20 protein-coding genes and 2 tRNA genes are annotated in these 15,944 nt (G+C 68.7%); 8 read left to right on the top strand and 14 right to left on the bottom strand.

Annotated features, from left to right (window positions below):
- Nucleotides 1–103: 103 nt before the first annotated feature.
- Nucleotides 104–1,105, top strand: coding sequence for a sigma-70 family RNA polymerase sigma factor (locus ABT026_RS08575; RefSeq protein ID WP_351113364.1), 1,002 nt, complete (start codon nucleotides 104–106; stop codon nucleotides 1,103–1,105).
- A gap of 379 nt (nucleotides 1,106–1,484) precedes the next feature.
- On the top strand, nucleotides 1,485–2,792 hold the full coding sequence (locus ABT026_RS08570; RefSeq protein ID WP_351113363.1) for a M6 family metalloprotease domain-containing protein: 1,308 nt from the start codon (nucleotides 1,485–1,487) through the stop codon (nucleotides 2,790–2,792).
- 167 nt (nucleotides 2,793–2,959) lie between these two features.
- Here the strand turns inward: ABT026_RS08570 and ABT026_RS08565 are convergent, their stop codons facing one another.
- The gene (locus ABT026_RS08565) at nucleotides 2,960–3,196 is read right to left on the bottom strand and encodes a hypothetical protein (protein WP_351113362.1); all 237 of its coding nucleotides are present in this window, start codon (nucleotides 3,194–3,196) and stop codon (nucleotides 2,960–2,962) included.
- Nucleotides 3,197–3,332: 136 nt separating this feature from the next.
- Here ABT026_RS08565 and ABT026_RS08560 point away from each other — a divergent pair.
- Nucleotides 3,333–3,408 (top strand) — tRNA-Arg (locus tag ABT026_RS08560).
- Between the two features lie 68 nt (nucleotides 3,409–3,476).
- On the opposite strand, the gene ABT026_RS08555 is transcribed toward ABT026_RS08560, so the two are convergent.
- The 11 genes from ABT026_RS08555 to ABT026_RS08505 form a co-directional block, all read right to left on the bottom strand.
- Nucleotides 3,477–4,628: a tyrosine-type recombinase/integrase gene (locus ABT026_RS08555; RefSeq protein WP_351113361.1), complete on the bottom strand. Its 1,152-nt coding sequence runs from the start codon at nucleotides 4,626–4,628 to the stop codon at nucleotides 3,477–3,479.
- Nucleotides 4,628–4,816, bottom strand: coding sequence for a helix-turn-helix domain-containing protein (locus ABT026_RS08550; RefSeq protein ID WP_166025932.1), 189 nt, complete (start codon nucleotides 4,814–4,816; stop codon nucleotides 4,628–4,630). The genes ABT026_RS08555 and ABT026_RS08550 overlap by 1 nt, the downstream gene beginning before the upstream one ends.
- Nucleotides 4,813–6,192, bottom strand: coding sequence for a replication initiator protein RepSA (gene repSA / locus ABT026_RS08545; protein WP_351113360.1), 1,380 nt, complete (start codon nucleotides 6,190–6,192; stop codon nucleotides 4,813–4,815). Before repSA ends, ABT026_RS08550 begins: the two co-directional genes overlap by 4 nt.
- Nucleotides 6,189–6,383 (bottom strand): hypothetical protein, encoded by a 195-nt coding sequence (locus ABT026_RS08540; protein ID WP_351113359.1) that lies wholly within the window; start codon nucleotides 6,381–6,383, stop codon nucleotides 6,189–6,191. Before ABT026_RS08540 ends, repSA begins: the two co-directional genes overlap by 4 nt.
- Nucleotides 6,384–6,475: 92 nt before the next feature.
- Nucleotides 6,476–6,802 carry a SpdD-like protein gene (locus ABT026_RS08535; protein WP_351113358.1) on the bottom strand — a complete coding sequence of 109 codons (327 nt, stop codon included), beginning with the start codon at nucleotides 6,800–6,802 and terminating at the stop codon, nucleotides 6,476–6,478.
- 17 nt (nucleotides 6,803–6,819) lie between these two features.
- On the bottom strand, nucleotides 6,820–6,978 hold the full coding sequence (locus tag ABT026_RS08530; protein ID WP_351113357.1) for a hypothetical protein: 159 nt from the start codon (nucleotides 6,976–6,978) through the stop codon (nucleotides 6,820–6,822).
- Nucleotides 6,979–6,991: 13 nt separating this feature from the next.
- A complete protein-coding gene (locus ABT026_RS08525) occupies nucleotides 6,992–7,186 on the bottom strand; it encodes a mobile element transfer protein (RefSeq protein ID WP_351113356.1) in 195 nt (64 codons plus the stop codon).
- A gap of 19 nt (nucleotides 7,187–7,205) precedes the next feature.
- The gene (locus ABT026_RS08520) at nucleotides 7,206–7,892 is read right to left on the bottom strand and encodes a DUF2637 domain-containing protein (protein WP_351113355.1); all 687 of its coding nucleotides are present in this window, start codon (nucleotides 7,890–7,892) and stop codon (nucleotides 7,206–7,208) included.
- 87 nt (nucleotides 7,893–7,979) lie between these two features.
- Nucleotides 7,980–9,347: an FtsK/SpoIIIE domain-containing protein gene (locus tag ABT026_RS08515; RefSeq protein WP_351113353.1), complete on the bottom strand. Its 1,368-nt coding sequence runs from the start codon at nucleotides 9,345–9,347 to the stop codon at nucleotides 7,980–7,982.
- 2 nt (nucleotides 9,348–9,349) lie between these two features.
- On the bottom strand, nucleotides 9,350–9,706 hold the full coding sequence (locus tag ABT026_RS08510; protein WP_351113351.1) for an SCO3933 family regulatory protein: 357 nt from the start codon (nucleotides 9,704–9,706) through the stop codon (nucleotides 9,350–9,352).
- A gap of 138 nt (nucleotides 9,707–9,844) precedes the next feature.
- Nucleotides 9,845–10,624, bottom strand: coding sequence for a GntR family transcriptional regulator (locus ABT026_RS08505; protein WP_351113350.1), 780 nt, complete (start codon nucleotides 10,622–10,624; stop codon nucleotides 9,845–9,847).
- 18 nt (nucleotides 10,625–10,642) lie between these two features.
- On the opposite strand from ABT026_RS08505, the gene ABT026_RS08500 reads away from it, so the two are divergent.
- The 4 genes from ABT026_RS08500 (at nucleotide 10,643) to ABT026_RS08485 (ending at nucleotide 13,880) form a co-directional block, all read left to right on the top strand.
- Nucleotides 10,643–11,107: an NUDIX hydrolase gene (locus ABT026_RS08500; protein ID WP_351113349.1), complete on the top strand. Its 465-nt coding sequence runs from the start codon at nucleotides 10,643–10,645 to the stop codon at nucleotides 11,105–11,107.
- Between the two features lie 10 nt (nucleotides 11,108–11,117).
- Nucleotides 11,118–11,495 carry a hypothetical protein gene (locus ABT026_RS08495; RefSeq protein ID WP_351113348.1) on the top strand — a complete coding sequence of 126 codons (378 nt, stop codon included), beginning with the start codon at nucleotides 11,118–11,120 and terminating at the stop codon, nucleotides 11,493–11,495.
- A gap of 560 nt (nucleotides 11,496–12,055) precedes the next feature.
- Nucleotides 12,056–12,709 carry a hypothetical protein gene (locus tag ABT026_RS08490; protein WP_351113347.1) on the top strand — a complete coding sequence of 218 codons (654 nt, stop codon included), beginning with the start codon at nucleotides 12,056–12,058 and terminating at the stop codon, nucleotides 12,707–12,709.
- Between the two features lie 40 nt (nucleotides 12,710–12,749).
- Complete coding sequence (locus tag ABT026_RS08485) at nucleotides 12,750–13,880, top strand: helix-turn-helix domain-containing protein (protein ID WP_351113346.1); 1,131 nt, start codon at nucleotides 12,750–12,752, stop codon at nucleotides 13,878–13,880.
- A gap of 135 nt (nucleotides 13,881–14,015) precedes the next feature.
- On the opposite strand, the gene ABT026_RS08480 is transcribed toward ABT026_RS08485, so the two are convergent.
- Nucleotides 14,016–14,103: transfer RNA gene (locus tag ABT026_RS08480), tRNA-Trp, on the bottom strand.
- Between the two features lie 447 nt (nucleotides 14,104–14,550).
- Here ABT026_RS08480 and ABT026_RS08475 point away from each other — a divergent pair.
- A complete protein-coding gene (locus ABT026_RS08475; RefSeq protein WP_351113345.1) occupies nucleotides 14,551–14,925 on the top strand; it encodes a hypothetical protein in 375 nt (124 codons plus the stop codon).
- 219 nt (nucleotides 14,926–15,144) lie between these two features.
- On the opposite strand, the gene ABT026_RS08470 is transcribed toward ABT026_RS08475, so the two are convergent.
- Nucleotides 15,145–15,645, bottom strand: a complete 501-nt coding sequence (locus tag ABT026_RS08470) for a YfbM family protein (protein WP_351113344.1) — start codon at nucleotides 15,643–15,645, stop codon at nucleotides 15,145–15,147.
- Nucleotides 15,646–15,944: the final 299 nt, after the last annotated feature.

Genomic DNA, 15,944 nt, shown 5'->3' with positions numbered 1-15,944 from the left:
CTTCAACGTCACGCCGAGCCCGCCGGGGGTGATTCACGGCCGCCCGGGAGGCCGGCGTCCACAGCTGGAAAACGTCCGCCCACCATCGTTAGGGAGCACACGCATGGCAACCCGTGCCGTCGCCCGTCGCAAGTCCGCCACCTCCGGCGGGACGTCCGACGCGGCACGCAGCGTTCGCGCCCATGGCGGCGAGATCGCGGACCGCGACCTGGTCGGCATGTACCTGGACGAGATCGCGCGTACGCCGCTGCTCGACGCCGCAAAGGAGGTCGAGTTGTCCGAGACGATCGAGGCGGGTGTCTTCGCCCAGCAGATCCTCGGCGGCGAGGCGGAGTCGAAGTCCGACGCCACCCGCGAGGAGCTCGAGGCTCTGGTGGAAGCGGGAGAGCGGGCCAAGGACGTCTTCATCCGGTCCAACCTGCGTCTGGTCGTGGCGGTCGCCCGCCGCTACCCGCGCAGCGGGCTGCCCCTGCTGGACCTGATCCAGGAGGGCAACGCCGGTCTGGTCCGCGCGGTGGAGAAGTTCGACTACCGCAAGGGCTTCAAGTTCTCGACCTACGCGACCTGGTGGATCCGTCAGGCCATCACCCGTTCCATAGCCGACCAGTCCCGCACCATCCGGCTCCCCGTCCACCTGGTGGAGGAGCTGGGCCGCATCCGCCGTGTGCAGCGCGAGTTCAACCGCGAGCACGGCCGCGACCCGGAGCCCAGGGAGATCGCCGAGGAGCTGGGCGCCACCCCCGAGCGCGTCACCGACGTGCTGGACTGGGCGCGCGACCCCGTCTCGCTGAACATGTCGGTGGACGACGAGGGCGAGACGCAGTTCGGCGACCTCCTCGAGGACACCTCCGCGGTGTCGCCGGAGCAGTCGGTGCTCACGCTGCTGCGCAGCGAAGAGCTCGACGGCCTCATCAACCACCTCGACCAGCGCACGGCCTCGATCATCAAGATGCGCTACGGCATCGAGGACGGCCGGGAGCGTACGCTGACAGAGGTGGGCAAGGAACACGGCCTCACCCGTGAGCGCATCCGGCAGATCGAGAAGCACGCCCTGCTCGAACTGAAGAAGCTGGCCCGCGACACCGGGTTCGACGCCGCAGCGTGACTTTTCCGCCGTGATCCCGCCGTTGCGGCCCCCGCGCAACGGCGGAAAACGACCGCGTGAAGCTCCCCAGCGCGGGCACAACAACTGGGCCGGCCCCTTACAGGCCGCCCCTCCCATACCGGGCCCCGGTGCACTCCCCCGGCATCGGGTCCCGCCCGCCGAGCCTCGGCGTCCTCTCCCCCCGTGGACGTCCGGGGCTCGGCCCTTTTCCCCGCAGGTCCGGAGCCTCGCGACGCCCGGGTCCTCCGCCAAACCTCTTCTCCGCGAAAACCCCCGACCGGCCCCTCCCAGCGAGCGACGGTCACCGGCTCGGCCGAGGGTGATCGCAGGGGCGGCCCGGTGTACCGACCGGCCGCCACGGCGGAGTGGGAGGCCGAGCATGCCGCGCAGCGTGTACCGCCGCTCCATACCGGGCGACGGGGCGGGCCACACCCGTTCCCGTCGGATCGCCTCGATGGCCGCCCTGTGCGCCCTCAGCCTCGCCGTGTGCACCTCCGCGGTGAACGAGCGCAGCGAGGACCCGACCGCGGCCGGCCCCGTCCCTCCGGCCCGGGCCGCCGTGGGGCTGGCCCCCTGCATGATCAGTGGTGGCCTGGACGCCCAGATGTCGGAGGGCGTTCCCACCCCGGCCGGCTACTCCTCCGCCACCGGCACCGTCCGCGCCCTGACCCTGATGGTCGACTTCCCCGACGCCCACGGCGAGGGCGACGCGATGGACCGGTACGCCGAGTTCTTCCCGCAGACCCAGGACTGGTTCCGCACCAGCTCCTACGGCCGCCTCGACTACCGCGCCGACGCCCCGGTGAAACGGTGGCTGCGCATGCCCAAGGACTTCGAGGAGTACGGGATAGAGCGCGGCGCGCCGTTCGACCCGTCCTACCGCGGGCTGGTCGAGGACATCGTCGACGAGGCCGACGCGGACGTCGACTTCCGCCGCTACGACCTGCTCAACATCCTGGTCACCCCCAACGCCGGCCCCTCCGCACTGGACACCGTGCTCTCGGTGACCTTCGCCGCCAATACCGAGGCGCCGGTCGCCGACGGCGTCCCCGTCTCGCACGCCTCGTTCGTCTACTCCCGCCAGGACGACGGCTCCGGCAGCTACGGCCGCACCGGCTACCGGGTCCTCCCCCACGAGAACGCCCACGTCTTCGGGCTGCCCGACCTCTACACCCACGACGGCGGCGGGGCGGCCGGCCACTGGGACATCATGAGCGAGGACTGGGGGGCCAACAACGACCTGCTGGGCTGGCACAAGTGGAAACTCGGCTGGCTGGACGCCGGCCAGGTCAGCTGCGCGGCGCGCTCCGACTCCACCTCCGACCACGTGCTGACCCCGCTGGCCCGGGCCGGCGGCCCCAAGCTGGTCGTCCTCCCGCTCGACGAGGACTCCAGCTACGCCGTGGAGGTCCGCACCCAGGAGGGCAATGACGAACTGGTCTGCCGCCCGGGCGTCCTCGTCTACCGCGTCGAGGCGGGCGTCGAGACCGGGCAGGGGCCCGTCACCGTCCACGACCACCGGCGCGACAGCGGCGGCTGCACCCATTCCCCCAACGTCCACGCCGAACTCTCCGACGCGACCCTCACCCCCGGCGACACCTTCACCGACCGCGACAACGGCATCCGCCTCCGCGTCCTCGCCAAGGGCCCTGGCGACACCTACCGCCTCCGCGTCACCCGCGACTGACCACCCCGGGCCCGCGTGCCGGGCCTCACGGTCCCCGGCGCAGCTCCCGCCCACCCCTCCACGCCCGAACTCCCGCACCTCGGCCACACGGTCCCGAAGTCGCGCCCGCCCACCCCTACGCCCGCAGGTCCCCGCGCCTCACCCCTCAAGGTCGTCCGGGAGCGCCCCTACGCGCGGTGCCGCGCGTACAACTCCAGGTGGCCGCACCCCACGCACCGGAACGCCTCGATCTCCCACCTCTCCCGCCCGAACCGCTTGGCGCCCCCGAAGATCCCCCGCTCCAACGGCCCGGCCACCCACCGCGCGAACCCCCGTGACCCCTCCCCCGCGTCCTCGACGAACCCGGGCTCCATCTCCCCGGCCCCGCACTGCCCGCACCGCTCGCCCCTCGGCTCCTTGTCCATGCCGCGGAGCCTAGGCCCACCGCCTCCCGTGGCCCACCCCACCGACGACCGCAGCTCACGCCGCATACTCCCCTCACCCACGAGCCCCCACCCGCTACACTGACCCCCGGCGGTCCGGCCCTCGGCCAGGCCTCCTGCCTTCGTAGCTCAGGGGATAGAGCACCGCTCTCCTAAAGCGGGTGTCGCAGGTTCGAATCCTGCCGGGGGCACCAGCGCAAAGGCCCCGGACCGATCATGGTCCGGGGCCTTTGACATCCACGTCTGACATCAACGGTGTCGGTCACTGACGACCGCGACGCCTCCTGAGCAGCCGGTCCATGTGGCTCATGGCCTCCCGCTGCGTGTCCTGCACGACGTGCGTGTAGACGTCCATGGTGATGCTGATCTGTGAGTGCCCCAGGATCTCCATCACCACCCGGGGCGCGACCCCGGCCGCCGTGAGGAGCGTCGCCGTGCCGTGCCGTGCATCGTGCAGCCGGATCACCCGGAAGCCGGCGGACCGGGCGACGCGGGTGAAGGACCGGTAGACGTTCCGCGGCTCGACCGGGCGCCCGGTCCGGGTGGTGAAGACGTGGTCCGACTCCTGCCAGGTCTCCCCCGCTTCCGTCCGCGCCGCCACCTGCCTCATGCGGTGCCAGCGCAGCGGCGCGATGCAGAGCGCGGGCAGCGGGACGGCCCGACGACGGCGGCTCTTGGGGTCGTCGTCGTACAGCACGCCCCGGCGTCGCTGCGTCTGCTGGCGGACGTACAGCACGCGGCCGTCGAGGTCGAGGTCCGACCAGCGCAGACCCACGATCTCTCCCCGGCGGAGCCCCATGGCGATGGCGAGCACGAAGGCCGCGTAGAGCGGGTCCTTGCGTGAGGCGGCCAGGAAGTCGAGCGTTTCGTCCAGGCTCCAGGGCTTCAGCTCACGGTTGTCGGTACGGGGAGGCTCGACGAGCTTGGCGACGTTCCGCGTGATCAGTTCCTCGCGGCATGCCGTGGACAGCGCCGAACGCAGCACGCGGTGTGCTTCCTTTGCCGTTGCCGCGGTGGTCTTCTCCTCCAGGCGGACGAGGAAGCGGCGCACATCGGCGACGCCGAGGGATTCAAGCCGCTTCGCACCGAGCATCGGCACCAGGTAGAGCCGGACGTGCGCCTCGTACTTGTCGTACGTGCTGAGCTTCCGCCGAGGTTTGATGACGTTGTCCAGCCAGTACGGCAGCCACTCGGCGAGCTTGGCCGACCGGGTGGGCACGGGCACGCCCTGGTCCACCTTGGCGAGGAGTTCCCGGCGTTTGGCGTCGCACTCGGCCCAGGTCTTGCCGTAGGCGAACTTGCGGGCGCGAGTGCCGTCGGGCTGGAGGACGTACACGGCGGCGTGATAGCGGCCGTCCTTGCGTTTGGTGATGGTTCCCGCGCCGTTGGGGTTGCGCTTGCGCTTGGTGGCCATCAGGCGGCCTCCTCGATCTCGCGGGCGATGAAGTCCCGGAGGGCGTCCGCCGGCACGCGACGGGAACGGCCGATGGTGATGGACGTGAGGCGGCGCGAGCGGATCAGGTCGTAGACCGTGGAGCGTCCGAGCTTGAGCCGGGCCATGACCTCCGGCACGGTCAGCAGTTCGGCGGTCGCGGTGGTCATGCTGCGGCTCCTTCCAGGGCGAGTTGGTCGCGCAGGGCTTCGCGGGCGGTTCGGCGGTTGAGTTGGATGCCGCGGGCGATGGTGGCCGCGAGGGCGGATTCACCCGGGGTGTGGCCGTGCCCGGCGTAGTTCCAGGAGGCGAGGACGAGCACGGTGTCCGGGTCGCCGAGTGCGTCGTGCTCCTGGGCGGCCCGGTAGTCGGCGCGGATCTGGCGGAGCGCGCCGAGGGTGGTGGAGTAGCGGCGGGACTTGGTCGAGAAGTGGCCGCGGAAGCCGAGCATGTGCGCCCATGCGGTGAGCTTGCGGTCCGGGTACAGCGGGGCCAGGTCCAGGCAGGCTTCGATGAGGCGGCGCGGGTGCTCGGGCACGTCCAGGACGTCGAGGACTTCCCGGTTGCCGATGCGGCGGTCGAGGCTGCCGGTCGACTCGGCGGCCTTGGTGGCGTACTTGGCGACGTACGAGGCGACGGCCTGTTCCGTGATGTCGGATCCGTCGCCGAAGGCGTGGATGGGGCGGATGTCGAGCTGGCGGCCCCACTGGAAGCGCCGGCGGGGCTGGTCCCCGGCGGCCGGGACGGTGATCGAGGTGTAGGCGTGAGCGGCGGCGGCTCGGATGGAGTCGTCGAGCAGCTGCACGTCGGCCCACGACGGCGGGGCGGTGTCCGGGCCGCCCGGTCCGTCGAGGCGGATCACGGCGTGGAAGTGGATCGCGCCGCGCTTCTGGAATTCGGCGACCTTGCCGTACGAGACCCGCAGGACGTCTTTCAGGGCTCGTTGGGTGAGTCCGGCGCGGGCGGCGAGTTCGCGGCGCAGGCGGGTGGTGAAGCGCTGCCAGAGTTGGCCCGCGTGGTTGTTGAACAGGACCGTGCCCGCGTAGTCGTACGTGTCCGGGTCGAGGGCGGTGCCCAGGACAGGATCGTCCTCCTGGTGGTAGTCGCCGCAGCGGCAGACGCCGCGGTCCGGCCGGTTGTGGACCGGGCCGAAGGAGGGAGCGGTGAGGGTGGCGAAGACCCGGGGGTGGTCGCGGACGGTGGCGGGGATGTCCTTGGTCTCGTCTCCGGCGAGGCCGGCGCGGATGAGGTGGTAGGTGTCGCCCGCGTAGGTGTGGGCGCAGGCGGGGCAGCGGGTGGCGCGTCGGTTTCCGCAGGCGATGCGGAGGCGCCCGCCCGGCTCGGTGTCGGTGGAGTAGCGGCGCAGGGTCTCGCCGCTGGTGCGGTCCTTGGCAAGGGTCCAGCCGGTGAGGTGGATGGGGTCGGCGCAGCCGCCGGTGCGGTGCACCTGGTCCTTCCAGCGGTCGAAGCCGGGGGACCCGGCCACCCGGAGGACGTCGTCCAGGGTGGCCGGGTCCAGGCCCGCCGCGGTGGCGGTGTCACTCACGCGGCCACCTGGGTGTACCGGGTGAAGGAGCGGTGGGCGGCCCGGGTTCCGGTGCCGTGGCACACGGGGCAGTGGACGGTGATGGTCCGCAGGCGTCCGGCGTGGTCGCGCCCGCCGAGGGTGACGCGGACCGCGGGGAAGCCGTCGCAGTGGGAGCACACCCGCAGGTGGCCGGTGGTGGGCTGGGACATGATGGGTGTTCCTTCCGGATCGTTTGGTTCGGGCAGGGGCACGGCTTCCGGGGCGGGCGAGACTTGGCGGTTGAGACCGCCCCGGAGGCCGGTCAGCGGCGCTTGGACTGCTGGCCGCTGAGCGAGCGGATGACGAGGGCACAGACGGCGACCGAGGCCGCGGTGACGGCGGTCGCCAGGAGCATCGAGACCAGGACCGCGCCGACGACCAGGACCACGGCCGCACCGGCTCCGACGAGGGCCACGGCGGTGCCCGGGGTGAGCTGCACCACCGGCCGGGCCGTGGACGCCGACATCGGGGCGGGAGCGGCCGGAGGCGTCGGTGCCGGGGCGGGTTCGACGGCGGTGGGCTGGACGACGACGGGCGGGATGGTCAGGCCGGTCGGCTTCGGCATGCTGGGGATCCTGGGGCGGAGCATGGTGGTTCTCCCTTCGGTCACTTGGTGATCGCGGTGTCGATGGCGGGGGCGAGAAGGCTGTCCGCGAGGAGGTAGCCGCCGAGGAGGAGCACGGCGACGAGCCACCAGGGCGGGCGGATGAGCTTGACGCCGAGCGCGCCGACGACGACCAGGGCGAGCCAGAGCGGGACGTCCATGACGGTTCTCCGTTCAGTCGGCTATTCGGCAGCGGTGGGTGCGGGCGGCGAGTTGTGCGGCGGACTGGTCGGTGTAGTCGGCGGACCAGCCGCAGCGGTCGGTGGTGCAGACGGCGGCGTGCTTGGTGCGGCCGTGGCGGTCGCGGTGGGTGCCGATCTGCACCGGGCCGATCCGCATGACGGACTGGAAGTGGTCGCGAGCAGGCACGAGCGGGTCTCCTTCCGGATCAGGTGAGTTGGGCGGCGATGGCGTCGGCCATGGGCGCGGGAACGCCGAGGCGGGCGCGCAAGGTGTCGGTGTCGATGGCAGATCCGGTGCGGGCGCGATGGTCGTCGGCGACCTTGCGGGCGTGGGCGACCAGGGCGACCGGGACCGGGGGAGCCGGTGCGGGGGCCGCGGCCAGTGCCGGGGCGGGCTCCGGTGCCTCGATCTCCTCCGGCTCGTCGGTGACGGGCTTCGGGTCGGCCGGCGCATCGGCGGGGGCCGGGTCACGTTCGAGGACCGTGCGCGACTCCGGCACGGGCGCCGGTTCGGGGTCGGGAGCTGCGGACGGCGCGGGTTTGTGGGCGAGGAGAGTCCCGCCGAGGAAGGCGAGGGCGGGCCAACCGGCGACGAGGATGCGCAGCCAGGGCGGGACGGCTCCAAGGTCGAGCAGCCCGGCCGTGGCGACGTTGGCACCCAGTGAGGCGGCGAGGGCGATGGCGAACCACAGCCAGGCGTCGCGATTGTCGGCGTCCTGGCTCATGCGTCGCCAGGCGGCGACCAGGAGCAGGTCGACGGAGACCGGGTAGGCCCACGCCTTCCATCCGGTCTGTCCGGCGGCTTCGGCCAGGTCGTGCAGGTGGGAGAAGGACAGGGCCCCGGCGATCACGGCCTGCACCAGTACGGCGTCGGCGCGGAGTTTGCGGGTCACGTCCTCACCTCCTTCGTGGGCGTTTCGGGCATGGCGGGGGTAGGGAACTGGCGCGGTTGCGGTCGCGCCGACCGGAGGTGGGGCGGGTCAGGCGGTGGTGGGTGCCTCGACCGGCTGGGCCGGGAAGACCACGGGCGGTCGCGCGGGCGGGGCCACGGAGGGCCGGAAGGCGTCCAGGCCGGGGAGGACCGGAGTCAGGTGCGCATGCCGGTTGCAGGCGTTCACGGCCTGTCGGAGCGTGGTGTGCGGGGCGCGGATGCGGTGCCAGCCGCCGGTCGCGTCACCGGCCACGGCGATGCCGGGGGTGCCGGTGGGGATCTGGATGGCGGCGAGGACGGCGTCCGGGGCGACGTCCCCGAAGGCCATGTTCGCGCTGGTCTCGTCGTTGACGCGGTGGGCGGTGCGGCCGGTGAGCTGGGCGCGGAGCATGGTGATGCCCTTGCCGAGTTCCGAGCCGAAGCGCTGGCCGCAGATTTCCAGGTAGATGCCGGCGGCGCGGCCGAGCTGGGCGAGCCGGACCAGGGCGGTGATGATCCGGTCCCGTCGCTTCTCCTCGTCCTTGTTGGAGAACAGGGCGAGTTCGGCGACCTCGTCCACCAGGACGACGACGGGGGTCGGGCGGAGGTGGTCAGGGAGGTCCCAGATGTCGGCGGCGATCTCCGCGTCCGGGACGTCGGCGGTGATGCGCTGCTCGGCCCTGATGAGCTGGTAGACGCCCTCCATGTGCGCCAGCAGCGCGCCGAGAAGGTCGTCGGCGGTGTCGGGGTTGTCGGCCAGGGCGGAGAAGCGCCGCGCGAGGGGGTACAGCTCGACCCCCTGCTTGCAGTCGATCCCCACCAAAGCCACGGGTAAGGGCGCGAGTTCGGCGACCAGGTTGCGCTGGTAGACGGACTTGCCGGACTTCGTGGCCCCGATGGTCAGCGCGTGCGGACAGGCCCGGTAGTCCCGGAAGTGCACGGCACCGTCCTCCCTCAGCGCGACGGGCACCCGCATCGGGGACCGCTCGACGACCGGTGGCATCTGCACCCGCTTGAGAACGTCGTAGCCGGTCATGCGCAGCTCCACCACACCGGAGCGGATCTCGCGGGAGGTGACGCCCTGCATGGTGAACGAGTGCCGCAACCGGTCGCACGAAGCCGCCACGTCGAAGGCGTCCTGTCCCGGGCGGAGCCCCAGCCGTAGGACGAGGCCGGTCCGGGTCGGGCGCAGCCGCAGCAGCCGCGGGGCCCGAGCCTGCGGAACGGGGCGGCCGGTCAGCCGGGCCAGGGCCAGCCGCCAGCGCGGAGGCGGAACGGTCAGCCCGCACGCCTCCATCACCGACGTGTACCGGATCAGAACCCGGAACGCGGCCAGCACGACCCCGAAGGTCAGCCAGTACCAGGCCGGTCGACGCCACCGCAGGACACCCGCGACGGCGACGACCAGCAGCACCACAGCGGCGGTCAGCCACTCCATGGTCAGGCGGCCTTCGGCTTCGCGGCGATCTCGGCCAGGGAGGTGACCGCGACCGCCCGGAACGCGATCCCGTGACGGCGCTGGCCGTTGAACTCGTTCTCCCAGGGGCGGGCCACCAGGCCCGTGATCGCGACCGGGGTGCCCATGGTCAGGTCGGCGGAGATGCCGGTCTCCGGGACGGTCACGGACAGGATCTCCACCTCGCCGTTGGCCGCGAACATCACGTCCACGGTCGACAGCGCGGCACCGGTTTCCATGTCCATGGCCCGCTCGCCGGTGCGGCGGTCCTTCACCTTCGGCTGCGGGGGCTGCGCGACCATCACGGACGCGGTCGAGGTGTCGACGGGAATCTGACGCACAGAGATCACTCCTCTAGAAGTGCTGGGCTTCGTCACTCATGTATAGGAGTGACATGGAGAAGAGTGCATGACTCCTGTACATGAGTCAACCCGCCGAGGCGAAGAAGTCTCGGCGGGTTGCGAGGAGTTGAGGCGGCGTCAGTCGGTGGCGGGGATGCGGTACTCGAAGATGAACTGGTCAGCGGCCATGAGGGTGTCGCACACCTCAACCACGCGACCGGCTTCGGTGACGGCGTTCCGAAGCAGATGAATGACCGGGGCACCGGGGCTGAGAGCGAGTTCGGAGGCTTCGGCCTTGGCCGCCGGCCGGGCCTGGAGCGTCTCCACGAACTCGGCGAAGACGTGGCCAGCGTCCTCCAGGCGGGCGTATATGCCACCCGGGCCCGGGTTCTCCGAGAACAGCTCGGGAATGTCCTTGACCACGTCCCAGGGGAGGTAGGAGGTGGCGGTCTCGACGGGGACGCCGTTGCGGAAGTAGAGGCGGCGGCGCGCGAGGACCTGAGTGCCGGCGGGAACGTCGAGGCGTTCCGCGATCTCCTCCGGAGCCTCCATGGGGCCGATGTAGAGGACGCTCACCTTGGCGGTCGCACCGGACTGGGCCGACTCGGCGAGGTAGGCCGCCTTGCCCTCTCGGCGATGCGAGGCGCGGAAGCGGTCGGAGGAACGGAGCCGTACGGGCGGCCGGTCCTTCACGATCGAGCCTTTGCCGTGTCGGGTCTCCACGAGCCCGCTCGCCCGAACCTCGACCATTGCCTTGCGGATGGTGCCGCCGGCCACGCCATAGCGCTCGACCAACTCGGATTCGCTCGGCACCAGGTCGCCGGGCTTGAGCACCCCGGCGCGGATCTGCTGGACGATCTCCTCGGCGATCTGGACGTACCTCGGTACGGCCCTCCCACCTCCTACTGCTGTTCCCATAGTCCTTCTCACTCTCCTATGCTCCTGTATATGAGTAACAGCGCCCAGGAAGGCCAGTCAACGCCGATGCACTCCGTGTCCGTGGCCGGAGTGGTGGTCCGCGATGACGGCCGACTGCTGGCGATCCGCAGGGCGGACAACGGTCACTGGGAACTCCCCGGTGGCGTGCTCGAACTGCAGGAGACCCCCGAGGCGGGTGTCCGCCGCGAGGTCTGGGAAGAGACCGGCATCCATGTCGAAGTGGACCAGCTGACCGGGGTCTACAAGAACACGACCCGAGGCGTCGTCGCCCTGGTGTTCCGCTGCAAGCCCGCGGGCGGCAACGAGCGAACGTCGAGTGAGTCGACGGCCGTCGACTGGCTGACGCCCGACGAGGTCTCGGAACGCATGGCGGAGGTCTACTCGATCCGGCTCCTGGACGCACTTGACGGAGCTGGCCCTCACGTGCGGAGCCACGACGGCCGACAACTTCTCACCCAGTAGAGACACCGAAGTGCCAGCACCCGATACGTCTGGACGCGCCCCGAAGCATGCAAGCGAGCTGAACGACGTCTACGACCTTCTCGACGCGATCCGCTTGCGTCCGGGGATGTGGGTGCGTGGCGGTTCCCTGCTGCACCTCGACTCGATGCTGATGGGTTACCGCATCGCCCTGAACCCGCACGGCGTCGGCGAAGACTGGCCCTTCTGGAGCCCCGGCAACCCAGGCTCCTTCACCGACTGGCTGTGGCGACGGCTCGGGCGCCACAGTTCGTTGGGCTGGGCTGCGGAGATCGAGCGTGAGGCCCAAGCGGCCGATCAGCCAGCTATGGACCTGTTCTTCAGCCTCTTCGACGAGTACCGGGCCGAGCACGGCCAGACAGTGCGGTAAGAGTTTCCCTACTTCATCAAGCCCGGCTGCGCTCCGCTCCGCCGGGCGCGCTCCCGGCTCCGCGTCGCGCTGCGCTCCTGCCTTCGGCCCGCTCCGCGCACGCTACGCCGACGCGCGCCCACGACAGGACAGGGCCGGGACTGCAAGGCGAGTGCCGCACGACCGGGGCCGCGGTGAAGGACATGCCTCCGGCGGGGGCGCTCAGGCTCCGAGATGGCGGGGGCGCCGCGGGCGAGTGCCGGCCGAAGGTGGCTGATGCAGGGAGCTCCCATCCCGTCTGCCGTCGACCCAGGCAGAGCCGAGCAGACACGGCACCTGGCGTCCAGGTCGTTCGTCCAGTGGGGCGCTCCACCTGGACGCCAGGCACCGCGCCTGCTCCACGGTGTGTGGGTCGACGGCAGACGGGATGGGAGCTGGGGCGGGCACGAGGTAGAACAGGCGCGTCAGGCTCCCAACTTCCCTCCACAGCAGATTGTCAGACGATGTGTCAGACACTCCGTGTAGACTCCCTCTTATTGTTTTGCTCCCTCAGATGAGGTGGCAAATCCCTAAGGGAGGGTGTGGCCTTGATTGAGGTTCCTGGAGACTCCGCCGAGCGTCTCGCAGCTCTGGGGATGAAGTGGGAGTACTGCGAGCGCGCCATCCGCGCCGGCGAGGCTGCCCGTCGTGAAGCGACCCCAACCGAGCCACCTACGGCTCCTGGGCTGCGGGACTGGATTGCCCGCGTCGGCATGCTCCGGTACACCATGATCATCGAGGAGGGCTGGACCCCCCTCAACCACAAGAACATGGCTTTGGTGGTGAACCCCGATCAAACCGTCGCCATTGGAGTTCTCGCGGGAGACGCTGGCACGGGATGGCCGGCTCCCCATAAGCCAAGGAGCCGCTACCCCAAGGGGCAAGCCTTCGCCAATGCCGTAGCCGGAGGGGACCTGACACTGTTCAGCACCGCCGATGCTGGGCATCCGGAGGTCTTGGAGCCCGAGCGGATCGAAGCCTTGGACCTTTGGCTGCTGCTCACCAATCGGGTCCGGCAGGGTGAGAACGTCACGGTCTACAGCGAGTTGTCCCGACCCGAGTCCGTCAGCAGCACGGGGTACATTGTCGACTGGCTCGATCGAATGATCTTGCCCCGCTTGACATTCGAAGCGGTCCTCGTGGACGACGGCCGTAACGAAGATGGCGGCTTCGATGTTCTTGTGGAGGAGATCTAGCCGCGCTGGCAGCTCCCTCGACCGGGTGGAGACGAATCACATGGTTACACCGTCGCGCATCACTCTGGCGCGTAAGCGACGCGGCATGACCATCGTCGAGCTAGCACGCAGACTAGATGTTAGCGCCCAAAGCCTCTCCAATTACGAGCACGGTCGACAAAAGCCAGCACATCAGACCCTCGTAAAAATCTCGAATATCCTCGGCTTCCCCCTTGATTTTTTCGAGGGGGAAGCGGTCGAGGAAATCCCTTCCGACTCTGTCGCCTTCCGAGCCCGCAGTAAGCTAACCGCCGGCCGTCGGGACGTAGCACTGTCGGTGGGACGTCTTGCAGTAGAGCTAGAAGAGCTAATCTCAAGCCGCTTCAGGCTGCCAGAAGCCGATCTTCCATCGCTTGACAAGCCAGATCCAGAAAACGCAGCAGAAATGCTTCGATCTCGGTGGGGACTCGGCCAAGCACCCATCTCCAATATGGTGCACCTGCTTGAATCGAAGGGCGTTAGAGTATTCAGCCTTGCCCCGGAGTATGCAGAAATTGACGCTTTCTCTTTCTGGCGCGACAAGACTCCCTTCGTCTTCCTGAACACCCTTAAATCCGCAGAGCGTAGCCGCTTCGATGCAGCCCACGAGCTCGGCCATCTCGTCATGCACGGGCCTGTGCGAAGTTTGGTTGGCGCTCAAGCAGAGCAGGAAGCCAACGCCTTCGCGAGCGCCTTCCTAATGCCGCGCCGGAGCGTTGCATCACACATGCCTCACGGAGCATTTCTGGACCAGATCCTGAAAGGCCGCCAGATTTGGCGAGTAGCGGCACTCGCTTTGACTTATCGGCTTCGCGATCTAGAGATGCTATCCGATTGGCAATATCGCAACCTTGTCGTGGAGCTCAGTAAACGAGGTTACCGAAGTGGCGAGCCTGGCGGAATCCAGAGGGAAACATCTCAGATTTTCCAAAAGGTCTTTAGGTCCTTGAGGGATCGCGGCATTACCCCCGCCGACATTGCGGAGGAGTTGCGAGTGCAGCCCGAGGAGCTAAGTAACTATGTGTTTGGCCTGACCCTGACTGCGCAGTTGGGGGACGGCCTCCGCACAGTGTCAATTCGCCCGTCTCTCAAGCTGATAACTTCCGAAGGGTCCAGCAACCGGGCCCCCAGGGCTAGCGCTGTTGGCCAGTGACGACATGCTCGTGCCACTGCCGTGCCCCTTCGAGCGGGAAACCACAGGGAACATCGGGCACTGACGGTGATGGGCAACGAGAACGGCCCCTGACCTAGGTAACCAGGTCAGGGGCCGTTCGCACTGTTCTCAGCGCGGAGGCGGTGGGATTTGAACCCACGGTGACATCGCTGCCACGACGGTTTTGGACACCGAACCCCGTGCCAAGTCGTACGATCACCTCGGAGCTGTGCTCAGCTCGGCACTGCCGAGTCTCGCACTGTCCCTCTCCGCAGCCGTTGTCTGCAAGGTTCTGGCATCGAAGTTGAGCAACGTCGACCAGGCCAAGAAGACGAACGACGAGGAGAACCGTATGGCTGATGAACCTAAGTCGAGCAGGATGAAGCAGTGGGCAAGTGCCCTGTGTGACGTACTGGGAGACCTTGCAGTCGGCTTCGCGGGCGGGGCAGTGTCGAGTTGAGCACAGCTCCTCTTGCTGTACAGCAGTGGAGTACAGCAACCCCAGCGTCCAGCAGTGATCGGCAGCGACGCTCTAGGACTGTACGACAACGCCTTTGGCCCTCGTTGACCCATCTCTCTAGAGCTACGGATCAGAAGGCGTAGGCGCTCTAGATCTTCCCGGGTACCGGTTCTAGCCTTTGATGTCGACCACCGAGGATTAGGGGGAATCGTGACAGACTTCCGCGCTGAGGCGATCGAGGTGTACGAGACGACGCGCAGCAGTGATACTCGGGGCATCATCGCGGCACTGCTGCACCTAGCTGAAACGATCGACCCGGCAGGAACGATCGACCCGGCAGGCCCCAGCGCTCCGAGGGGTGCCGGCTCGCCGAGTTGGCAGGCGGCCGCCCTCTCCTATCTCCAGGGCAAACAGCACCGGGCCAAGTCCGTAGACCGTTTGACCAGGTGGTTGGCTGCGCAGGGCTTCAACGTAAATGACGAGGCTGTGCGCCTCGGCATGTGGGAACTCGTTGAGGCGGGCCACGTGAAGGCCGACACAACCGGGCCCCAGCTTCTGTTCTCCGCCGTCCCTACGCGCCAGTGACCACACCACTGATCAGCGATCCCAGCGAGACCAGTGCGTGTCTAACTGAGTGACAACCAAGACGCACAGCCGCGAACACCCGTGGACGTCAGCGGACCGTCAGCGCAGGTGACAGGCAGAGCAACCCAGGGGAAGCAAGTGTCCCAAGTTGCTTCGGGACGAAGAGGTCGGCGCGGGCTACGGACCAACTGTGGGCCTGGCTTCCAACCAGGCCCACAGTCAGTCCAGCCAGATGATGACCGCGTGTCCTTCTCGGGCAGCTGCCTTGAAGTACTCGGTCAGGCCGGCGAACCAGTCCCTGGCCCACTCCAGTGAGGCTTGGTCCTCCCAGATCAGTGGGTAGACCTCCGCCGTATTGAGTTCTACGGGGTCGACTCCGTCGAGAAGCTGGTCATACGTCAAGCTGTTCAGAGCCTCGGCGCCGAAGCGAACCCGATCTGCGGTGAGGTAGCGCGGTGGGCCGTACCCCCAGTCGTCGGCCTTCTCGAAGGCCTCTTCCCCATGGATGACGTCGACCGGAAAACCGGAGCGCTTCAAGAGGAAGTCCAAGAGGTGCCACGTCTGGTACGTGGAGAAATGACGGGCCATGGCCGGCGAGGGCTCAGCCTCTTCCTCGACGTCCCGAACTCCATCGATGTAGTCGAGAGCCCAGTCTGGGTCCTCCATCGAGCGCTCCAGCTCGGCCGCCGTCACACGGAAGTACTCACCAATCATGCTCATGGCCGGATGCTAGGCACAGCCACTGACACCCGGCTGCCCAGGTCTGCCCCGAGGCACTGACAGGCACCGTCTGGGGCCGTGCCACATCCGTGCCAGATCGTGCGGGGAACCACGGGGAACGAAGGGCGCTATCGGGCTCGATGGTGTCGATCAGCTCTTGCGGCGTCTACGCAGGTCAGGCTAAGGATCACCCTCCCTCTCTCCTAACAAGTCATCTCATTTGGCTGGCCGCAGCCCCAATCTGGTGGCTCTGGAGTGAGCATGGACGCATGATCACGTCATGACGTCTCCTGCTTCCT

Source organism: Streptomyces sp. NPDC002734 (assembly GCF_040295685.1).
Lineage (GTDB): Bacteria > Actinomycetota > Actinomycetes > Streptomycetales > Streptomycetaceae > Streptomyces.
The sequence above is the reverse complement of the archived record's forward strand: the minus strand, read 5'-3'. Positions and strand labels throughout refer to the sequence as shown.